Source organism: Acidovorax sp. FHTAMBA, assembly GCF_038958875.1.
In the GTDB taxonomy this organism is placed as follows: Bacteria; Pseudomonadota; Gammaproteobacteria; order Burkholderiales; family Burkholderiaceae_C; genus Acidovorax.
Map to the genome: position 1 here is coordinate 4,589,183 of NZ_CP152407.1, position 19,210 is coordinate 4,608,392.

The 19,210-nt window shown below is 64.7% G+C and carries 20 protein-coding genes; 8 read left to right on the forward strand and 12 right to left on the reverse strand.

Translation table 11 applies throughout. The annotated features are described in order from the left end of the window. Positions 1-16: 16 nt before the first annotated feature. On the reverse strand, positions 17-1,447 hold the full coding sequence (locus tag AAFF19_RS21435; RefSeq protein ID WP_182121080.1) for a TolC family protein: 1,431 nt from the start codon (positions 1,445-1,447) through the stop codon (positions 17-19). A gap of 454 nt (positions 1,448-1,901) precedes the next feature. Here AAFF19_RS21435 and AAFF19_RS21440 point away from each other — a divergent pair, with 454 nt between their 5' ends. Genes AAFF19_RS21440 through AAFF19_RS21450 form a run of 3 tightly spaced genes read left to right on the forward strand, consistent with a single transcriptional unit; the run spans position 1,902 to position 5,162 of the window. Further along, on the forward strand, positions 1,902-3,152 hold the full coding sequence (locus AAFF19_RS21440; protein WP_235516236.1) for a site-specific integrase: 1,251 nt from the start codon (positions 1,902-1,904) through the stop codon (positions 3,150-3,152). Then, on the forward strand, positions 3,149-4,150 hold the full coding sequence (locus AAFF19_RS21445) for a tyrosine-type recombinase/integrase (RefSeq protein ID WP_092699375.1): 1,002 nt from the start codon (positions 3,149-3,151) through the stop codon (positions 4,148-4,150). The genes AAFF19_RS21440 and AAFF19_RS21445 overlap by 4 nt, the downstream gene beginning before the upstream one ends. After that, positions 4,143-5,162 carry a tyrosine-type recombinase/integrase gene (locus tag AAFF19_RS21450; protein ID WP_008903159.1) on the forward strand — a complete coding sequence of 340 codons (1,020 nt, stop codon included), beginning with the start codon at positions 4,143-4,145 and terminating at the stop codon, positions 5,160-5,162. The genes AAFF19_RS21445 and AAFF19_RS21450 overlap by 8 nt, the downstream gene beginning before the upstream one ends. 577 nt (positions 5,163-5,739) lie before the next feature. Here AAFF19_RS21450 and AAFF19_RS21455 read toward each other — a convergent pair. The 11 genes from AAFF19_RS21455 to AAFF19_RS21505 all read right to left on the reverse strand — a co-directional run bounded on the left by AAFF19_RS21455 (position 5,740) and on the right by AAFF19_RS21505 (position 14,123). Beyond that, positions 5,740-6,087, reverse strand: coding sequence for a cytochrome c (locus AAFF19_RS21455; protein ID WP_008904214.1), 348 nt, complete (start codon positions 6,085-6,087; stop codon positions 5,740-5,742). Continuing rightward, positions 6,084-7,316 carry a sulfite oxidase gene (locus AAFF19_RS21460; RefSeq protein WP_041484972.1) on the reverse strand — a complete coding sequence of 411 codons (1,233 nt, stop codon included), beginning with the start codon at positions 7,314-7,316 and terminating at the stop codon, positions 6,084-6,086. The genes AAFF19_RS21455 and AAFF19_RS21460 overlap by 4 nt, the downstream gene beginning before the upstream one ends. A gap of 85 nt (positions 7,317-7,401) precedes the next feature. Beyond that, entirely contained in the window at positions 7,402-8,004 is a 603-nt protein-coding gene (locus AAFF19_RS21465; RefSeq protein ID WP_066787015.1) for a hypothetical protein, read from the reverse strand. Next, entirely contained in the window at positions 8,001-8,534 is a 534-nt protein-coding gene (locus AAFF19_RS21470) for a sigma-70 family RNA polymerase sigma factor (RefSeq protein WP_050813810.1), read from the reverse strand. The genes AAFF19_RS21465 and AAFF19_RS21470 overlap by 4 nt, the downstream gene beginning before the upstream one ends. Positions 8,535-8,604: 70 nt before the next feature. Further along, positions 8,605-8,964: a DUF305 domain-containing protein gene (locus AAFF19_RS21475; protein ID WP_008904210.1), complete on the reverse strand. Its 360-nt coding sequence runs from the start codon at positions 8,962-8,964 to the stop codon at positions 8,605-8,607. Next, positions 8,961-10,355 carry a YncE family protein gene (locus AAFF19_RS21480; protein ID WP_062405660.1) on the reverse strand — a complete coding sequence of 465 codons (1,395 nt, stop codon included), beginning with the start codon at positions 10,353-10,355 and terminating at the stop codon, positions 8,961-8,963. Before AAFF19_RS21480 ends, AAFF19_RS21475 begins: the two co-directional genes overlap by 4 nt. A gap of 161 nt (positions 10,356-10,516) precedes the next feature. After that, the gene (locus tag AAFF19_RS21485) at positions 10,517-11,416 is read right to left on the reverse strand and encodes an anti-sigma factor (RefSeq protein WP_342720967.1); all 900 of its coding nucleotides are present in this window, start codon (positions 11,414-11,416) and stop codon (positions 10,517-10,519) included. Between the two features lie 19 nt (positions 11,417-11,435). Beyond that, positions 11,436-11,939, reverse strand: coding sequence for a sigma-70 family RNA polymerase sigma factor (locus AAFF19_RS21490; protein ID WP_008904230.1), 504 nt, complete (start codon positions 11,937-11,939; stop codon positions 11,436-11,438). 46 nt (positions 11,940-11,985) lie between these two features. Next, positions 11,986-12,303 (reverse strand): hypothetical protein, encoded by a 318-nt coding sequence (locus tag AAFF19_RS21495; RefSeq protein WP_231624607.1) that lies wholly within the window; start codon positions 12,301-12,303, stop codon positions 11,986-11,988. 120 nt (positions 12,304-12,423) lie between these two features. Continuing rightward, positions 12,424-12,855, reverse strand: coding sequence for a nuclear transport factor 2 family protein (locus AAFF19_RS21500; protein WP_008904227.1), 432 nt, complete (start codon positions 12,853-12,855; stop codon positions 12,424-12,426). A gap of 161 nt (positions 12,856-13,016) precedes the next feature. Further along, complete coding sequence (locus AAFF19_RS21505) at positions 13,017-14,123, reverse strand: YeiH family protein (RefSeq protein WP_008904226.1); 1,107 nt, start codon at positions 14,121-14,123, stop codon at positions 13,017-13,019. A gap of 117 nt (positions 14,124-14,240) precedes the next feature. Here AAFF19_RS21505 and AAFF19_RS21510 point away from each other — a divergent pair, with 117 nt between their 5' ends. The 5 genes from AAFF19_RS21510 (at position 14,241) to AAFF19_RS21530 (ending at position 19,186) form a co-directional block, all read left to right on the forward strand. Beyond that, the gene (locus tag AAFF19_RS21510) at positions 14,241-15,170 is read left to right on the forward strand and encodes a LysR family transcriptional regulator (protein ID WP_008904225.1); all 930 of its coding nucleotides are present in this window, start codon (positions 14,241-14,243) and stop codon (positions 15,168-15,170) included. Next, positions 15,167-15,454: a hypothetical protein gene (locus AAFF19_RS21515; RefSeq protein WP_133156668.1), complete on the forward strand. Its 288-nt coding sequence runs from the start codon at positions 15,167-15,169 to the stop codon at positions 15,452-15,454. Before AAFF19_RS21510 ends, AAFF19_RS21515 begins: the two co-directional genes overlap by 4 nt. Before the next feature lie 471 nt (positions 15,455-15,925). Further along, the gene (locus tag AAFF19_RS21520) at positions 15,926-17,176 is read left to right on the forward strand and encodes a site-specific integrase (protein ID WP_235516236.1); all 1,251 of its coding nucleotides are present in this window, start codon (positions 15,926-15,928) and stop codon (positions 17,174-17,176) included. Next, positions 17,173-18,174 carry a tyrosine-type recombinase/integrase gene (locus tag AAFF19_RS21525; protein ID WP_008903160.1) on the forward strand — a complete coding sequence of 334 codons (1,002 nt, stop codon included), beginning with the start codon at positions 17,173-17,175 and terminating at the stop codon, positions 18,172-18,174. The genes AAFF19_RS21520 and AAFF19_RS21525 overlap by 4 nt, the downstream gene beginning before the upstream one ends. Continuing rightward, positions 18,167-19,186 carry a tyrosine-type recombinase/integrase gene (locus AAFF19_RS21530; protein ID WP_008903159.1) on the forward strand — a complete coding sequence of 340 codons (1,020 nt, stop codon included), beginning with the start codon at positions 18,167-18,169 and terminating at the stop codon, positions 19,184-19,186. Before AAFF19_RS21525 ends, AAFF19_RS21530 begins: the two co-directional genes overlap by 8 nt. Positions 19,187-19,210 lie beyond the last annotated feature (24 nt).

A 19,210-nucleotide genomic window follows, 5' to 3' on the forward strand; every position in this document is an offset into this window, starting at 1 on the left:
GATGATGTTCTTTGCTTCAATGGCCGGCGTCGCCGCCGCCGGGTGCACTGGATGCGACGGACAGGCTGGTGCTCGTGGGGCGTCCGATCACGGACGCCTGCATGGCGGCGTCGGCCAGCCAGAACTGCTGCTGTGCGTCGATGGCAGCGGAGACGGCGCTGACCTGATCGCGCGCATCGGCCAGCAGCTCGAAAACGCTGATCAGCATGCCGTTGTAGCGAAGCTGGTTTTCCTCCGAGATCACCTTGCGCAGCGGCACGACTTCATCGCGGTGGTGACGGGCCACGTCGTAGGCCGTGCGGTAGGCCGAGTAGCTTTCCCGCAGGCTGGAGCCTGCTGCGCGCACGGTGGCTTCGAGCTGGTTGGCTGCGGCCAAGGTCCGTGCGTTCATCGCATCACGCTGTATCCCGCCCCAATCGAAGATCGGAAGGCGTACGGCGATTTCCCAGCCGCGCGCAGTAGAACGAGTGCCCTCAGCGTTGTCAAAGGTCGTGTTGCGACGCCCGGTGAGTTCGATATCGGTGAAGCTGGTCACCATGTTCAGACCCTGGGCCTTGACGGCCCCATTGAGCGCGGATTGGGCCAAGCGGATATCCAGACGCGCCTGGGTTGCTTGCAAGGCGACCGTCTGCGGCTCCATTGGCTGTTTAGGTAGCTCCGGCAATCGCTCCGGCAGCTTAAGCGTTTGTTCCTGCGCCTCATCTAGCCCCAGCAGTCGCACCAGTTCTTCGCGGCTGGCCGTAGCCTGGTGCTGCGCTGCGCTCAGCCGGGTGGCGGCATCGGCGTAGAAAGCTTGCTCCCGTGCACGGGTAATCCGGTTGAAGTTGCCCGCCGCCTGCATGCGCTTGGCCAGTTCCGCTCCTGCTTCCGCGCTGTCATAGACCTGCTTGGCATATTTGAGCGTTTGTTGCGCGGCCACGGCCCGCACCCAGGACTGGCGCACACGGGTGATCTGATCCACCACATCACTGGTCAGACGCAATTGCGCTTGCTCAATGCGCCGGGTAGCGCCGCCGTGCCGTGCGGGAAGCGTCAAAAGATCCAGCAAGCCGAAGGACAAAGCGCGCCCAAACTCCAGCTCATCGCCTGCGACCATGCGCTCAAAACTGAAAATGGGGTTGGCAATCCGCCCGGCCTGCGCGGCATCCGCCGACTCTGCCCAACCCTGCGCCAGAAGGGTCTGCAGGGATGGGCTGTTCACCAAGGCCAACTGGACAGCATCTTTCTGCTCCAAAGGCTGCGCCAGCAAGGCTTGAGCGGCCTGCGCACGCTGGTCGCGTTCATCCAGGGTACGAGCCAACGCGAGCTTGCCCCCGGTAAAACTGCCAGCTTCGTCGTTGACGCGATTGATGTTCTGATCCAGGCTGACGCTGGCACATCCCGTCAGCACTGCCAATCCGAGTGCGGACAGAGCCAATTTGGCATGAGTGGCACGCAAAGGCATCATGGTTTTCCTCCCCCGTGATGGCCCGTGTGGGGATCGCTAGCAGGAGCAGCATCCTTGGCGGACGCGGGCTCGCCCGACTTGATTTCCTTAGCATAGGCGCGCCAGCCGCCAATCTGGCCCACACGATCATTGGCTTCGCGCCAGGATTGCACCGGTTGATCCGCATAGCCCTGATAAGCCCCGATAGGGGACGCGTATTGCAACGTTGCCAGCGGTGCAGGCTTGGGAGCCTCGGTATCTGCTGGAGCTTGTGCGAAAGCTGCCCCCGCAAACAACACCAGTGTCGAAGGCAACAGAGCCCTGTTATGCACAGCACGCAGTTATGGACAGTTGGCCAGTCTGAACGCGCCAGAGGCTGTGATCGCCCTGGTAGATCGCAAGGAGGCGGTGCCGTTGAACTGGACATAAGTTCGCAGTCGGCGCATGAATGGTGATCTCACAACTGGAGATCACCATGGACTTGATTCTTTCGATGCACCCGATGGCCAGGGCATGGCTGCTCGATGGCCCGCTGTCTTCATACGTCGGGGCGTTCCAGGCATTGCTGGAGCGCGGCCGGTACGCCGAAGGCAGCTCGGAGACTGCCCTTCGTGCCTGGTCGCACTTTGCCCACTGGATGGCGAAGTGCCAGGTATCTGCCGAACAGATCGACGAAGCCCTCGTCGAGCAGTTTCTGGATTCGCATCTGCCGCGCTGCGACTGCCATCCCGCGGCTCTGCGTACACGCAGCGGCTTGAGCGCCAGTCTCGGACACCTGCTCGCCTTGTTGCGGGAACAGCATGTCATCGTGGAACTGCCAGGCCCCAGCGGTCCCATTGCAGAAGAACTGAACCGTTACAACGTCCACATGCGCGACGCCCGCGGCCTGGCGATAGGCACGCGCGAGGATCGGCTGGTACTCGTAGGTCGTCTGCTGCAATGCAAGTTCGCGGGCAAGGCCATCGCCATCGGCGAGTTGCAGCCGGAAGACGTTCGCGGCTTCATCGCAACCGAGCTCACGCGGGTCAGCAGCGGGTCGCATTCCAGCGCGGTCACTGCTGCGCTGCGGGCCTACTTCCGATACCGCGGGACCTGCGGTGACGCAGTGAACAGCCTGCTCGGCGCTATCTCGTCGCCGGTGCGATGGAGCCAAGCATCGTTGCCGCGCGCGCTGACGACCGAGGAGGTCCAGCGCCTCGAAGCGCATTGCGCCGAGGCCAAGCGGGCTCCGCTGCGCCTGCTGGCCATGGTGCGCCTGGCCTTGGATCTCGGACTGCGCGTGGGCGAGATCGCCAAGCTGGAGATCGGCGACTTCGATTGGCGTGCCGGAACGGTGACCTTGAAGCGAACAAAGTCCCAGCGCCAGGATGTCCTACCGCTGCCGGTGCTCACCGGGCAGGCTCTGGCGGAGTACATGAGACACGAGCGGCCCGCAACCACGCTGCCATCGCTGTTCGTCCGTCGGTTGGCGCCACACGACAAGCCCATCGGCGTCGATGCAGTGAGCCAGGCAATCGGGCGTGCCCTGCGAGGTGCCGGCATCTCACGCGGTTGCCATTCGTTGCGTCACACGCTGGCCTGTCGCCTGGTCAACAGCGGCAGTTCGATCAAGGAGGTCGCCGATGTGCTTCGGCATCGATCGCTGGACACCTCGTTGATCTACGCCAAGCTCGACTTGCAACTGCTTGCCGAGGTCGCTCTGCCTTGGCCTGGGAGTGCATCATGAGCGCCGCAGCATCGGCGAACATCGACCTCACCGCCAAGGTGGAGCAATACCTGGCTGAACGCCTGCGCCTCGGGTTCAAGCCGTGCTCCTCTGATCTCGCTGTGCGCAGCTTCACTCGCTTCATGGTCGGAGAGGGACGCGACATCGCGTTGACGGTAGACGTGATGGTCCAGTGGGCGCACCAGGTACAGCCTCGGTATCTCGTGGGCGGCCGGGCCAATGTCGACACGGCAGCGCGCCGACTGGCAACGCTGCGCCCCTTCATGCGCTGGCTCCAGCAGTTCGATCCGACTGTCGAAGTTCCTGACGATTCCAGCTTCGGTCCGATCCCGCGCCGCGTGGCGCCTCACATCTACAGCGAAGCCGAGATCGCGGCATTGATCGTCGCTGCCCGCCGACTCGGCCCCTCGGATGGCCTTCGTGCCACCACCTATGCAACGCTGTTCGGTCTGATCGCATCGGCCGGGCTTCGGGTCTCTGAAGCGATCAACCTGGCCGACTCGGATGCAGATCTGGACGGCGGCATCCTGACCATACAGCAGACCAAGTTTGGCAAGTCCCGCATGGTGCCGCTGCACCCCAGCGTGATCGGTCCGATGGCAGCCTACCGGGCCTTGCGCCGCCAGTACGTGCCTGCGAAGCCGCAGATGACATTCTTCGTGGGCTCGCGTGGCGTGCACCGGGGTGAACCGCTGGGAGATCGGCAGGTGCATCGAGTGTTCTGTCAGCTGCGCGAGCAATTGGGTTGGATCGATCGCGGCGGCCATGGCCGACCGCGGGTGCATGACCTGCGCCATAGCTTCGCCGTGAGACGGATGATCCTGTGGCACCAGCAGGGAGCGAACCTTGACCAACGAATGCTGGCCCTGTCCACGTACATGGGCCACATCAATATCTCCAGCACGTACTGGTACCTGAGCGGCGTGCCGGAGTTGATGGCGTTGGCCGGCGCTCGATTCGAACGCTTCGCCGACGTCGCGGAGAACGACGATGAGTAGTTCTGAACACCGCAAGCCCGCTCCGCCGAGCTTCGCGACGCTGGTCCAGTCCTTCTTCGCCGAGCACCTGACGCAGCAGCGCGCGTTGAGCCCGCAGACCGTTGCGGCCTATCGGGACGCGTTCGTGCTGTTCCTGGACTTCGCCCAGGCGCAACTGCACAAGACGCCCACGACGCTGTCGCTCGCCGACCTGACGCCCGCGCTGATCCTGGACTTCCTCGATCATCTCGAACGCGATCGGCACAACACCGTTCGCAGCCGCAATGCGCGACTGGCCGCGCTGCGCTCGTTCCTGAAGTTCGCGGCCCGGCGAGACGTGACGGCACTTCAGGTCGTCGAGCAGGCGCTCGGCGTGCCGATGAAGCGCTTCGAGCGGCCGATGTTCGAGTTCCTGACACGCGAGGAGATGCTGGCCGTGATCGGCGCGCCAGGAGCGGATTGGATGGGCCAGCGAGACAAGCTGCTGCTGGCCCTGCTGTACAACACCGGTGCCCGCGTGTCGGAGGCAATCGGCGTAAAAGTGGGCGACGTCGTGCTGGCACCCGCCGCCTGCGTGCATCTGCATGGCAAGGGACGCAAGCAGCGGTCGGTGCCGCTCTGGCGATCGACGGTCAAGGTGATCCGCGCCTGGCTGAAGTTCAACCCGGACCTGACTCCCACGTCGGCGCTGCTGCCCAACCGTGGCGGACAGGCGATGACGCGGTCCAACGTGACGCAGCGCCTGGCATTGGCCGTCAAGAAAGCCGCGCTCACGACGCCGAGCCTGGCCGGGAGAACGATCTCTCCACACTGCCTGCGTCACTCGACCGCTATGCACCTTCTGCAGTCGGGCGTGGACATCAGCGTGATCGCTCTGTGGCTCGGACACGAGAGTCCGGCGACAACGCATCAGTACATAGAGGCCGATCTCGCCATGAAGGAAAAGGCACTGGCCAGGCTTCAGGATCCCAATGTGGTCCCACAGCGGTTCCGGGCAGAAGACGATCTGTTGAAGTTCCTCAAGACCTTGTGATTACGTGAAGTTCAAAGACGCGACCGCAGCCCTCTTGCGAGGGCGGCGACGCCGCGCTGCCGGACCAACTGTGCATAACTGCGTGCTGTGCATAACGCTGCTTATGGAGAGCTCTCCATAAGCAGCGGTTGCTGCCGTTCGAGTTTTCAACGTGCATGCCCTTGGCGTGCCGGATTGCGATCACTCCTATTCATGCATCGTGGTAAGGCGCAGAGACAGGTTTCAGGCGCGTAGTTGACATTGCTAGAGAGTTGACAACAGCGTGCAGAGATCTGCAAGCTCGACGAGCAAGACTGCAGCAGCATCAAGCATGGTGCGATCAATCACCTGGGCGTGTCGCCAGCGTTGATGGCTTACCGCGAGCACAAGGCCATGCTGGGCAAGACTTAGGCCGGCGAGAAGTTCCCGGCGGTTGTGATGATGGGGGCTGGCTGGATGGTGGTCCCCGACATCAAACCAGGCAAGTGATGGTGAGTGGCTGACCCGCCCTGGGTCAGCCACTCAGTCGGGATCGCTGTTTGCAGGTGATCCCGTCCTTTTTGTCAGTTGGCGCAGCAGCGCTGTGGCCAACCAGCCATCACTTTGATCCACCCGAAGCCTTGGCCACGTAGGCCGCCAGGGCGGCAATTTGCGCATCACTGAGTTTGCCGTTGTAGGACGGCATCTGCCCAATCCCGTTGCGCAGCGCGGTGGCCACGCGCTTGGCATCGGGCTTGAGCTCGTCCAGGCTGGGGCCCACGGCGCCTTCGGCTCCCGCGTCCTTGAGCGCATGGCACAGGGCGCAGGCAGGCACCGCGCCTTGGCCGAACAACACCTTGCCTTGTTGAAGTTGCGCGGCATCGTCGGCGGCGTGCACGGGCAGCACTGTGAATGCCAACGACCACAGGGCAGCGACCAACGCGTGTTTTTGGATTGTGCGCTTCATGCCACGCTCACTTTCACGGCGTGGTCGGCCCAGCTGGTGTTGTTGTAGCCGCCCGCGTTTTCCATGCGTTGTTCGGGCTGCACGTTGCCTGCGGTGTCGGTGGCTCGGCTCGCCAGGGTGAACTGGCCCGCCGGCAGGCGTGCCGCAAAAACAAACTGCCGCCACGCAAAGCGGCCGAGGTCGGGCCCCACCATGCGCGCGAGCTGCCAGGTTTTTCCGCCGTCCAGAGAAACCTCGACCTTGGCCACCGCGTTCATGCCGCCAAACGCCACGCCATGGATCTGTGTGTCACCCGCTTTAAGCGGGGCGCCGTCCGTGCCGGGACCGTTGATCCACGACTTCACCGTCATTTCCTGCACCGATGGCTGCGACGGGTCGCCCTTCGCGCCGGGCGGTGAAATGCGGTAGCCGTGCGACATGATGCGTGCGTCGGTCTCCTGAGCGGTGAAGGCCAGGCGTTTGACGTACTTGATGTTGTTCACGCCCGTGTAACCCGGCACGATCAAGCGCAGTGGGCCGCCGTGGGCCAGCGAAATCGGCACACCGTTCATTTCCCAGGCCAGCAGGGCATCGGCGAGTGCGGCAGCAGGCACCGAGCGTTCCACGATCACGCTCTTGGGGTCCAGTCCATCGGGGAGTTTTTCGCCGCCTGTGCCGGTGAGGTAGGCCATGCCGGCCTCCACGCCGCCCAGGGCATCCACCACCCAGCGCACCGGCACACCGCTCCACACCACACAGCCTGCTGCGCCCACTTGCCAAGGCGTTCCACTGGGCTTGTTGGGGAAGTAGCCGCGTCCGTTGCCAGAGCATTGCAACACCATCGCCGTGGTCTCGATGCCTATGCGCTTGAGGTCGCCCAGCGTGAGTTTGCGCGGGTTCTTCACCCCCTCGATGTTGATCTCCCAGGCATCGCGGTTGCCCAGGATCGAGGCGTCGGGCGCGGGCAGGTTGTTGCGGATGTAGAGCTGCTCGGACGGCGTGATTACGCTGGTGCCGAACACACTGCGCTTGGTCTCAATGGTGGTGCTGCTGTGCACGATCAGGCTGGCCGGGTCCTTCCAGCCCACGTACGCTGGCAGAGGCTTGGCAGCACCGGCCAAGGCGACGGGCGCGGTCTCACCAGCAGCGGCTGCGGTGCGGCCAAAGCTGGCCAGACCAACGGCAGCCAAAGCAGCGCCGCTGCCGGCCAGCAGGTGGCGCCGGGGGAGCGAGGTGGGTTGTTGGTTCATTTCTGGGGTCTCCGGTGGTTGGGCGTCGTGCGCCGGTTGGGGTGAAAGGGGTGAGCGGTTGATTCGTTGACAGGGACGCGGTGCCTCAGCCTGGCCCGGACACGGGAGGTGCCTGCAGTGCCGTCTGCGCGACCGCCAGTGCCTTCTTTTTCTGGGCCACCAGCAACAAGGGCTTGCCCTCGCGCGAGCGGATCACCTTCCAGTGCACGTTGCTCCACCAGCCGCTGGCCTCGCGCAGGTCCACAGACTGGTCAAAGGCATACACCGTCACCATGCCGCCCTTCTCGAAGAACGTGGTGAGGTGGTAAGCGAGGTGACCTTCGATATCGCATGGCCGCATGAGTTGGGGAAACCCGGGCACCACGTTGGCGTCCCGCATGCCCAGGTGCATGAGCAACTGGCGCTGCTCCATGAAACTGCCCCGCAAGCTGCGCTCGTGGTATTCGTGGTCGATCGCGTCGCGCACCATCGCTGGCGGTCGCACGGCGAGCACCCCGCCGCTGGTGCCACCGGCCAGCAAAAGCGCAGCCAGAAAACGCTGCAAGCCGCGTCGCGCCAGCAGCGGCTGCGGCTTTCGGTACAGGTGTGCCGGTGCGTCGCTGGCCTCGAAGGCGATCGCCAACTCGGCGCGCGCGCGCAAATCGAATTCGCTGTCGGGCAGGAAAGGCGCGTCGGTATCGGGGCTCATGTCTTGGTCCTGCGAAACGGGGTAACGTTGACATCGGCCTTGGGTGTCGCAGGTACCCCCATGGCCAGCTTCAAAGCGTCGCGCGCACGGGCTAGGCGCGACAACACCGTGCCGGGCGCGATCTCCAGCGCCTCGGCCATCTGGGCGGTGGGCATGTCGTCGAAATAAAACAGCACCAGCACCTCGCGGTGGATGGGCGCCAGGCGCGCGAGCGCCTTGACGACATCGAGTTTGTCGTCCAGCCCCGCGTCGGGCGCCGCTTGCTCGGGCTGCTCTTCATCGTCCAGCGACTGCATGCTGGGTGCGGCCTGGCGAAAGGCGGCGCGGCGCATGATCTGAAAGAGCCAAGCCCGTGCCAGCGCAGCGTCGCGCAGTTGCTCCCGGTGCTTCCAGGCGTTGGCAAAACAGTCTTGCACCACGTCTTCGGCAATGGCGCGCGAACCAGTGAGCGCCCACGCACTGCGCAGCAAAAAACGGTAGTGCTCACGCACCCATTGGTTATAGCGGGACTCGGCAGACTGGAACAGCATGGTGATCAAGAGCGCTGCATGGCTTGGTTCATTCCGTGGCGCTCATTGGTACTTTCCCTAGGGCTGTCGATCAAGGCCCCCGCGTCCCACCCAGCGACGGAAATTCCGCTTCCGCACCTTTGGCTGTGCGCTGCTGCAGGGTGTGCAGTCGGCGTTGCATGCTCTGGATCTCCACCGTCTGCCCGGCAATGATTTCCTCGGCCAACTGCCGGGTGACAGGATCGCGCCCATGCTGCAACACCAGCCGCGCCATGTCCACAGCGCCGGCGTGGTGCGGAATCATCATCGCCAGAAAGTCCTGGTCGGCCTGGCCTGCGTAGCCCGGGCTGTGCATGGCCTGCATCATGCGGGCCATCGATTCGTCCATATCCCGCTGGAATGCGCTGGTGTGCGCGGCGCTGGCGCCGTGGCTGGTGTGCGCGCCGCTCATGCCGTCTGGCCCTTCTCGCCCACACGCACGTAGACGAGGTTGATGCTCTTTTTGTTGCGCAGCGCGCCAGAGGGCAGCGTCAGATTGCCCAGGGGGATCTGCGCAATGAAGGTCGGGCGCAGCGGGTCGCTCACATCAAATGCACTGCACACGGTCTGGCCCGCGTTGGGCGTGCCGGGCAGCTCGTCCTGTTCGTGGGCCACATACAGCAGCGTGTTCTCGGGGTTGGTCCACAACCCGTGCGACTCGCGGCCACGGCTGGAGAAGGTGCCCACCACCTTGCGCTGTCCGCCCGGAGCGCTGCGGTCGATGATGGCGATCGGGCTCGACGCCACGCCGCCGGGGCCACCATCGTCGATGCGCGCCAGGCTGGCATAGACCACGCTGCCGCGCGCATTGCGCACGAACTCAACGTGGTTGGGCCGAGCGCCCATGCCGAGTGGCACGGTGTCGATCAGGTCGAAGCCACCCTGCGTCGAGCGGCAAGACACCGCATCAGCCAGCTTGTGCGAGAACCACACCTCGGCACCGTCGGGTGTGGTCTTCATGAAGGGCGTGAAGCCGGGTTTGTCCTGTGCGCTGATGTCCAGCGTGGTCAGCCGCTGCGGTTGGCTGTGGCCATCCGCGCCGGGGTTGACGCGGAACACGTCGATCTTCGACACCTTCTGGCTGGCCACAAAGGCCAACGTACCCTCACGGTTGAACCACACCTGCGCCGGGCCGCTCAGTGTGGGCAGGTATTGGCGAACCGCGCTGGAGCCCGGGCTGTCGGCCCCCTTGAGCTGGCGAACGGCACGATCGACGCCGACGATGGCAATACGGTCTTCACCGCGCAGCGTGACCCACAGCTCGCGGCCGTTGCGCGTGAAAGTGGGCTCGTGCGGTTCGCGGCCCAGCAGCAGGCCACTACTCAGGCGCTCGGGGTTGGTGGTGGGCCCAGACGCAGGGTTGGGTGTGTTGCCGATCACGCGGCGCTGCTCGGCGTCGATCAGATAAATGTTGCTGGAGCCGCGCCCGCTGGTGGCCAGCAGCCGGCCGTCGGGCGACGGCACCGCGCCGTGGGCGTCGATGCAGCCGTGGTACAGCGGCTTGTGGATCATCGCCGCGTGTGTCGGCGCCACGCCGGCGGTGACGTAGCGAAATGGAGGCCGCGGGTCTTCGTCGAAGCTGGTCAGGTTGATCGTGCTCTCGACGGTGTTCGTCTTCGGATCGATGACGACCAGCGTGTTGGAGTCTTCATTGGTGATGAAGACGCGGTCGCGCGGGTCGATGCCGGTGGCTGCGGCTCCCGCTGAAGCGCCGGACGGGGCCTGGGCATGTGCTGCGGGCAGCGCGCTGGCTGCCGCGGCGGCCAGGGTGTACTTGAGAATGTCGCGGCGTTGGGTGGTCATGTGTGCTTTCTGAGTTGGTGTGGAGAGTGATCGCTTGGGTCGTGGGCCGGGAGCCGCCGATGAACCACTGCCCAGCGCTTGCTTCAGGTCAAGAGCGCGGCTCGGGCCGTTTCATTCCCTGGGCATGCCGACAGCGCGTCGCGCCGACGCCGCCCTGGCCTTCAGCGCGGGGTGCCAAGATGCCGATAGACCTCGGCCGACACCTGCGCCAGCACGCTGCGGTCGGCGTCGGACGACAGGGCGTAGCCGAAGGGACCGTCGACCCAGTAGAAGACATTGACCACACCTTCGCGTGCGAAGCGGAAGGCCGTGTCTGTGTTCTTCACGCTGGCCTGCAGTGCCTTGTCCGGCCCCGCGGCACTGCCCACGTCGGCGACATCGTTGGATACGTACAGCGTCAGTTTGCTGCCGAGCTCGTTGCGGTACATGAACTGCGCCACCGGCCCCTGGCCGCCCGGCAACAGGCGCCCGCCTTCCAGCGTATAGCCCTGGGCCTGCAGGTACGGCGGCTTCATCGGCGCGCCCATGCGCTTGGACAGCCAGGCCACGAGCTGGTCTTCGTGCGCCGCGTCCACCTCGACCGGGCGGCGCGGGTCGGGACTGTATACCGCGTGAGCCACCGCCGCGCGCTGCGCGAAGCCGCCCGCTGACGCCAGCGTCAGGCCGCGCTCGGCGGGTGCCGCGGCGGCCATGCGGCCGGCATCGTCGCCCCCCGCGGGCAGGCCGCCCCGCAAGCCCCAGCCTGTGGCGCCGCTGATGACGGCGATGGCGATCCCAGCGGCCAGGCGCTGGAGGTACCAAGGCGTCTGCGGCACGGCGCGCGGGCGCGCCGATTTCAGCAGGCGCTGCGGCGGCTGTTCATACAGCACGGGATCGAACAAGACGTGCAGTTCGCGCTTATGCGCCCGGTAGGCCTCCAGGCGCTGCGCGTCTTCAGGGCGTGCGGCCAGATAAGCGGCGATCTCGACCTGGCGCTCAGCGGGCAGGCGGCCATCAACGAACGCATGCAGGTCGGCCTCGGTGACCGGGGGAATGGACGGTGGCGGACGGTCGGTATTCATGGGTTGCTTCGCAATACATTCATTTGACGACTTTCAGCCGCACCGGTTCTGCGCGGCCTTCCATCAGGCCGCGCAGGCGCTCACGGCCTCGCGACAGGCGCGACATCACGGTGCCGATGGGGATACCCAGGGCCTGCGCCACATCGGCATAGGCCATGTCTTCCAGCGTCACCAGAAGAAGCACTTCCTTCTGCTCGACGGGCAGCAAGTCCAGTGCAGCCTGCAGATCCAGTACAGCCAGCCTGTCGGTTTGTGTCGGCGCCACCGGCACTTCGGGCGTGTCGTCGTCCATGGTCACGGTGTGCAGCCTGGGACGGCGCACGCCATCGACGTGCAGGTTGTGCATGATGCTGAAGAGCCAGGCGCGCATGTCGGCCACGCCGCCCCACAGGTTCGACTTGGCCCAGGCCCGCTCCAGCGTGTCCTGCACCAAATCGTCGGCGTCGTCACGGTTGTTCACCAGTGCGCGCGAATAGCGGCGCAGGCGCGGCACCCAGCTCAGCAGGCTTGCGTCGTCTTGCATCGGGGGGTCGTGGCCTGAGGGTCTGGACGGAAGTCGACAGCAAATGTCATTCCTTGATGATGTGCCAGACGTCTTTGAAGTTGTCGCCGGCGCGGTCGCCGGGCTTCTGGTCGGCCTGGTAGGTGTACACCGGCTTGCCCTTGTAGGCCCACTGGCGCGCACCGTCGTCGCGCATGACGATCGTGTATGCACCGGCGGGTTGGTCGCTGGCGGCGGCCATCGCGGGCGGCCACAGCGCGGCGCAGCCGCCGTTGCAGGTGCTCTTGCCGCTGCCTGCCACGTCCTTGTCGAAGGTGTAGAGCGTCATGCCCTTGGCGTCGACCAGCGCGCCGTTGGCGAGCTTGGCCGGCGCGTCGGCAGCCATAGCGCCGGTGAGTGGTGCCGCGAAGGAAGCCGCTGTGATCAGCAGCGCGGCCAGAGTCGAAAGGTGCTTCATGGGGTTGTCCTTTAGGGTCTGGTGGAGAGTAGCCACGCTGCGTGCCGTTCAGTAAGCCGCAGCCACCGCCAGCTTGGGGTCGATCTGCCAGGTTTCACTGACGATCTTGCCTTCACGGAACGTCAGCACGTAGCGCACCTTGATGGGCATCTTGCCTTCGAAGACGACGTTGGCCGAGACGGTGGCGCCCTTGGGGTTGGCCGATTCTTCAATCTGGCCGACTGTGAGCTTCAGTGGGCCGACGGCCTTGCCGAACTTCTCCCAGGTGCCGCGAATGGCATCGGTGGTGGCATAGGTGCCGTCGAGTGGGCCGCCTACCCAGTTCAGCTGGGCCTGGTCGGCATAGGCACGCATGACGATCTGGGTGTCGCCCGAGGCGATGGCCTGGAAGTGCGTGCGGGCGTCGTCGCTGGGGGCGGCGAAGGCGCTGCCGGAGGCGAGCGTCAGGGCGGTGGCGGCGAAAGCGAAAGTCTTGAACATTGTGGGCTCCGATGAAGGGTTGGTGTGAAGTGAAGGGGGGTGAGTGCGGGACGAAGGGTCAGATAGGTCCCGACAAAAGAGCAGACGGCGTCGGCATGCGGTCTATTCCAGAGCGTGCAAAGAAATTTAGGGTCAGGGCCCTGGGCCGTGAATTCGAGGCTTCAGCCCAGCAGGGCCGGCACCCAGCGGTTGATGAGCGCGCCTCCGACGATGAGCCAGCCGAACAAGATCAACGCCAGCAGCAGCGGCTTGGCCCCGGCCTTGCGAATGGCGCCGATGTGCGTGGCCAGGCCGAGCGCAGCCATCGCCATCGCCAGCAGCGCGGTGTCAATCTCGGTCGTCACTGCCACCACCGACGCCGGCAGCCATTGCAGCGAATTGAGCAACACGACCGCGACGAAGCCGAAGGCGAACCAGGGCACAGCGAGTTGACCCTTGGCGTGAGCATGCTCTGCCTCCACCAGGGCTTGCAGGGTGCTGTCGCGCGCCAGCCAAGCCGACAGCATCACCAGGAACGGCGCCAGCATCATTACTCGAACCATCTTCGCGATGACGGCCGAGTTGGCTGCGTCCGGGCCCACCGAACGTGCTGCGGCCACCACCTGGGCCACCTCGTGGATGGTCGATCCGACGTAGATGCCGAACCCGTTGGCGCCGCCGGGGATCAGCGCCCAGTGCCGGTTCAGCTCGAACAGCGCCGGGTACAGGAAGATCGCCAGCGTGCCGAACACCACCACCGTGGCCACCGCCACCGTGACCTGCTCGGCGCGCGCCTTGACCACCGGCTCGGCGGCCATCACCGCAGCAGCGCCGCAGATGGCACTGCCAGCGCCGATCAGCATCGCCGTCTTGCGCTCCAGGCCCAGCCAGCGCGTGCCGATGAGGCAGGCCAGTGCGAAGGTCGAACCCAATATCATCGCGTCGATGGCGACACCAGCGATGCCGACATGGTCAATGTCCTGCACGGTGAGCCGCAGGCCGTACAGCACCACGCCCAGGCGAAGCAGGTTCTGCTTGGAGAAGTTGACGCCGGCGCCGCTGGCTACCGCCAAGCGCGGGGCCCACGGGTAAACCGTGTTGCCCACGATCATGCCCAGCACGATGGCCAGCGTCAGCGCACTGAAGCCATGGTCCTGCAGCCAGGCGATGCGGCCCAGCGCGATACCGGTGGCAGCCAAGGCGCCGCTCAGGGCCAGGCCGGGGAGCATGCGTGCGAAAGCCGATGCAGAGGCCAATGTGCGTGGCTCAGGAAGTACGTTGATGGTCATGCTGCTTGCCTCCGGTTGAAGTTCGTGAGGACAAAGCTTCCGGCTTCATGGATGACCCGTCAAACGGGTTGTATCGCTAAGATGTACCCATCTAATCGCTTTGCAAACGAATCCGCCATGAATACCCTTCGCCTCACGCTGCGACAGCTGCAGATCTTCGTGGCGGTTGCGCGCAGCGGCACTACCACGGCAGCCAGCGCCGAGATTGCGCTGTCGCAGTCGGCCACCAGCTCGGCCGTGAATGAACTTGAGCGGCTGCTGTCGCTGCGCCTGTTCGACCGCGCGGGCAAGCGCCTGCTGCTCAACGACAACGGCCGTGCGTTACTGCCGCGGGCCCTGGCGCTGCTGGACGGTGCCGCCGGCATCGAGCTGATGTCCCGCGATGGCAGCGCCCAGGCGCAGTCGCTGCGCATCGGCGCCAGCACCACCATCGGCAACTATGTGCTGCCCAGGCTGCTGGCCCGTTTTGTCGCAGCGCAACCGGGCCATGCCAGTGCCTGGCGCTCAAAGGTCGTGATCGGAAACACGGCGGCCATCTGTGACGCGGTCGCTGCGTTTGAACTGGACGTGGGCCTGATCGAAGGGCCTTGCCACCAAGCGGCGCTGGCCGTCACGCCATGGCACCAGGACGAGATGGTGGTCGTTACATCGCCTGACAGCGCGTGGGCACGAATGAGCCTGGCCGGCGAGCGGGTGCCAATGCGGACACTGCGTGAAGGGGTCTGGCTGTTGCGTGAGTCGGGCTCGGGAACGCGCGAGGCCACCGACCAAAGTCTGCTGCCCCACTTGCGCTCCTACCGTCGAAGCATCGAGCTGGGAAGTTCGGAGGCGATCAAACATGCGGCCGAGGCGGGTATGGGGGTGGCCTGCCTTTCGTCGTGGGTCGTGAGCGACGCTTTGGAGGCCGGCCGCCTGTGCCGCATCTCCACGACCTTGCCGCGGCAGCTCCGACAATCTCACCTGGTCGTGCATCGCGACAAACAGCCCACCGCTTCGCTGCTGGCATTTGTCGACCAGGTATTTGGCGCCGAGAACACGGCGCCATGAAATGTGACTCCATCGAGGTCAGGCCTGAGCAGCTCGCCAGTCGGCGCTCAAAGTTTATCCACGCACCTTCAACGAGATTCACGGCAGGCTCACCTGCACAAATGCCGGATGCGGATGGCGACGTCAAGACTGCCGCATATCCACATACCGCGCGCGATGTCTTGGGCATTGCGATCCAACGGCCACCCCTTGTTTCCTTCTTTATTTGCGGCGAGAGCAATGATCAGAATGTTGCAACAGCATCAGGTCAAAGTGAACTATTGCCCGTCTATCACGCACTTTGAGGAGCACAGGGAACCCGGGTGGCGGGTATTGCGCTACGGACACTGAAGGACCAAAAGAAGTGATTCGCCCTCCCTGCTGGCGCTTGAAGAAGGCCTGCCCATGGTCCAGAACACCGTTTCGTCCGTGACGCAAAGGGCCATTCCAGAACTTTGCACTTCGCTACAGTGCCGAACGACCGGTACAGGTAATCGATCGGTCGCTTGAGATCCTGACCGGTAAGCGACCGCTTGCGTTGGCGCCCATGGACTCTGCCGTCGAACCTAAGTGGCAGCAATCAGTCTGAACTTGTCATCCGCATGCGAAGGGCGGGGGTGCAGCGTTATGCACAGCACGCAGTTATGGACAGTTGGCCAGTCTGAACGCGCCAGAGGCTGTGATCGCCCTGGTAGATCGCAAGGAGGCGGTGCCGTTGAACTGGACATAAGTTCGCAGTCGGCGCATGAATGGTGATCTCACAACTGGAGATCACCATGGACTTGATTCTTTCGATGCACCCGATGGCCAGGGCATGGCTGCTCGATGGCCCGCTGTCTTCATACGTCGGGGCGTTCCAGGCATTGCTGGAGCGCGGCCGGTACGCCGAAGGCAGCTCGGAGACTGCCCTTCGTGCCTGGTCGCACTTTGCCCACTGGATGGCGAAGTGCCAGGTATCTGCCGAACAGATCGACGAAGCCCTCGTCGAGCAGTTTCTGGATTCGCATCTGCCGCGCTGCGACTGCCATCCCGCGGCTCTGCGTACACGCAGCGGCTTGAGCGCCAGTCTCGGACACCTGCTCGCCTTGTTGCGGGAACAGCATGTCATCGTGGAACTGCCAGGCCCCAGCGGTCCCATTGCAGAAGAACTGAACCGTTACAACGTCCACATGCGCGACGCCCGCGGCCTGGCGATAGGCACGCGCGAGGATCGGCTGGTACTCGTAGGTCGTCTGCTGCAATGCAAGTTCGCGGGCAAGGCCATCGCCATCGGCGAGTTGCAGCCGGAAGACGTTCGCGGCTTCATCGCAACCGAGCTCACGCGGGTCAGCAGCGGGTCGCATTCCAGCGCGGTCACTGCTGCGCTGCGGGCCTACTTCCGATACCGCGGGACCTGCGGTGACGCAGTGAACAGCCTGCTCGGCGCTATCTCGTCGCCGGTGCGATGGAGCCAAGCATCGTTGCCGCGCGCGCTGACGACCGAGGAGGTCCAGCGCCTCGAAGCGCATTGCGCCGAGGCCAAGCGGGCTCCGCTGCGCCTGCTGGCCATGGTGCGCCTGGCCTTGGATCTCGGACTGCGCGTGGGCGAGATCGCCAAGCTGGAGATCGGCGACTTCGATTGGCGTGCCGGAACGGTGACCTTGAAGCGAACAAAGTCCCAGCGCCAGGATGTCCTACCGCTGCCGGTGCTCACCGGGCAGGCTCTGGCGGAGTACATGAGACACGAGCGGCCCGCAACCACGCTGCCATCGCTGTTCGTCCGTCGGTTGGCGCCACACGACAAGCCCATCGGCGTCGATGCAGTGAGCCAGGCAATCGGGCGTGCCCTGCGAGGTGCCGGCATCTCACGCGGTTGCCATTCGTTGCGTCACACGCTGGCCTGTCGCCTGGTCAACAGCGGCAGTTCGATCAAGGAGGTCGCCGATGTGCTTCGGCATCGATCGCTGGACACCTCGTTGATCTACGCCAAGCTCGACTTGCAACTGCTTGCCGAGGTCGCTCTGCCTTGGCCTGGGAGTGCATCATGAGCGCCGCAGCATCGGCGAACATCGACCTCACCGCCAAGGTGGAGCAATACCTGACTGAACGCCTGCGCCTCGGGTTCAAGCCGTGCTCCTCTGATCTCGCTGTGCGCAGCTTCACTCGCTTCATGGTCGGAGAGGGACGCGACATCGCGTTGACGGTAGACGTGATGGTCCAGTGGGCGCACCAGGTACAGCCTCGGTATCTCGTGGGCGGCCGGGCCAATGTCGACACGGCAGCGCGCCGACTGGCAACGCTGCGCCCCTTCATGCGCTGGCTCCAGCAGTTCGATCCGACTGTCGAAGTTCCTGACGATTCCAGCTTCGGTCCGATCCCGCGCCGCGTGGCGCCTCACATCTACAGCGAAGCCGAGATCGCGGCATTGATCGTCGCTGCCCGCCGACTCGGCCCCTCGGATGGCCTTCGTGCCACCACCTATGCAACGCTGTTCGGTCTGATCGCATCGGCCGGGCTTCGGGTCTCTGAAGCGATCAACCTGGCCGACTCGGATGCAGATCTGGACGGCGGCATCCTGACCATACAGCAGACCAAGTTTGGCAAGTCCCGCATGGTGCCGCTGCACCCCAGCGTGATCGGTCCGATGGCAGCCTACCGGGCCTTGCGCCGCCAGTACGTGCCTGCGAAGCCGCAGATGACATTCTTCGTGGGCTCGCGTGGCGTGCACCGGGGTGAACCGCTGGGAGATCGGCAGGTGCATCGAGTGTTCTGTCAGCTGCGCGAGCAATTGGGTTGGATCGATCGCGGCGGCCATGGCCGACCGCGGGTGCATGACCTGCGCCATAGCTTCGCCGTGAGACGGATGATCCTGTGGCACCAGCAGGGAGCGAACCTTGACCAACGAATGCTGGCCCTGTCCACGTACATGGGCCACATCAATATCTCCAGCACGTACTGGTACCTGAGCGGCGTGCCGGAGTTGATGGCGTTGGCCGGCGCTCGATTCGAACGCTTCGCCGACGTCGCGGAGAACGACGATGAGTAGTTCTGAACACCGCAAGCCCGCTCCGCCGAGCTTCGCGACGCTGGTCCAGTCCTTCTTCGCCGAGCACCTGACGCAGCAGCGCGCGTTGAGCCCGCAGACCGTTGCGGCCTATCGGGACGCGTTCGTGCTGTTCCTGGACTTCGCCCAGGCGCAACTGCACAAGACGCCCACGACGCTGTCGCTCGCCGACCTGACGCCCGCGCTGATCCTGGACTTCCTCGATCATCTCGAACGCGATCGGCACAACACCGTTCGCAGCCGCAATGCGCGACTGGCCGCGCTGCGCTCGTTCCTGAAGTTCGCGGCCCGGCGAGACGTGACGGCACTTCAGGTCGTCGAGCAGGCGCTCGGCGTGCCGATGAAGCGCTTCGAGCGGCCGATGTTCGAGTTCCTGACACGCGAGGAGATGCTGGCCGTGATCGGCGCGCCAGGAGCGGATTGGATGGGCCAGCGAGACAAGCTGCTGCTGGCCCTGCTGTACAACACCGGTGCCCGCGTGTCGGAGGCAATCGGCGTAAAAGTGGGCGACGTCGTGCTGGCACCCGCCGCCTGCGTGCATCTGCATGGCAAGGGACGCAAGCAGCGGTCGGTGCCGCTCTGGCGATCGACGGTCAAGGTGATCCGCGCCTGGCTGAAGTTCAACCCGGACCTGACTCCCACGTCGGCGCTGCTGCCCAACCGTGGCGGACAGGCGATGACGCGGTCCAACGTGACGCAGCGCCTGGCATTGGCCGTCAAGAAAGCCGCGCTCACGACGCCGAGCCTGGCCGGGAGAACGATCTCTCCACACTGCCTGCGTCACTCGACCGCTATGCACCTTCTGCAGTCGGGCGTGGACATCAGCGTGATCGCTCTGTGGCTCGGACACGAGAGTCCGGCGACAACGCATCAGTACATAGAGGCCGATCTCGCCATGAAGGAAAAGGCACTGGCCAGGCTTCAGGATCCCAATGTGGTCCCACAGCGGTTCCGGGCAGAAGACGATCTGTTGAAGTTCCTCAAGACCTTGTGATTACGTGAAGTTCAAAGACGCGAC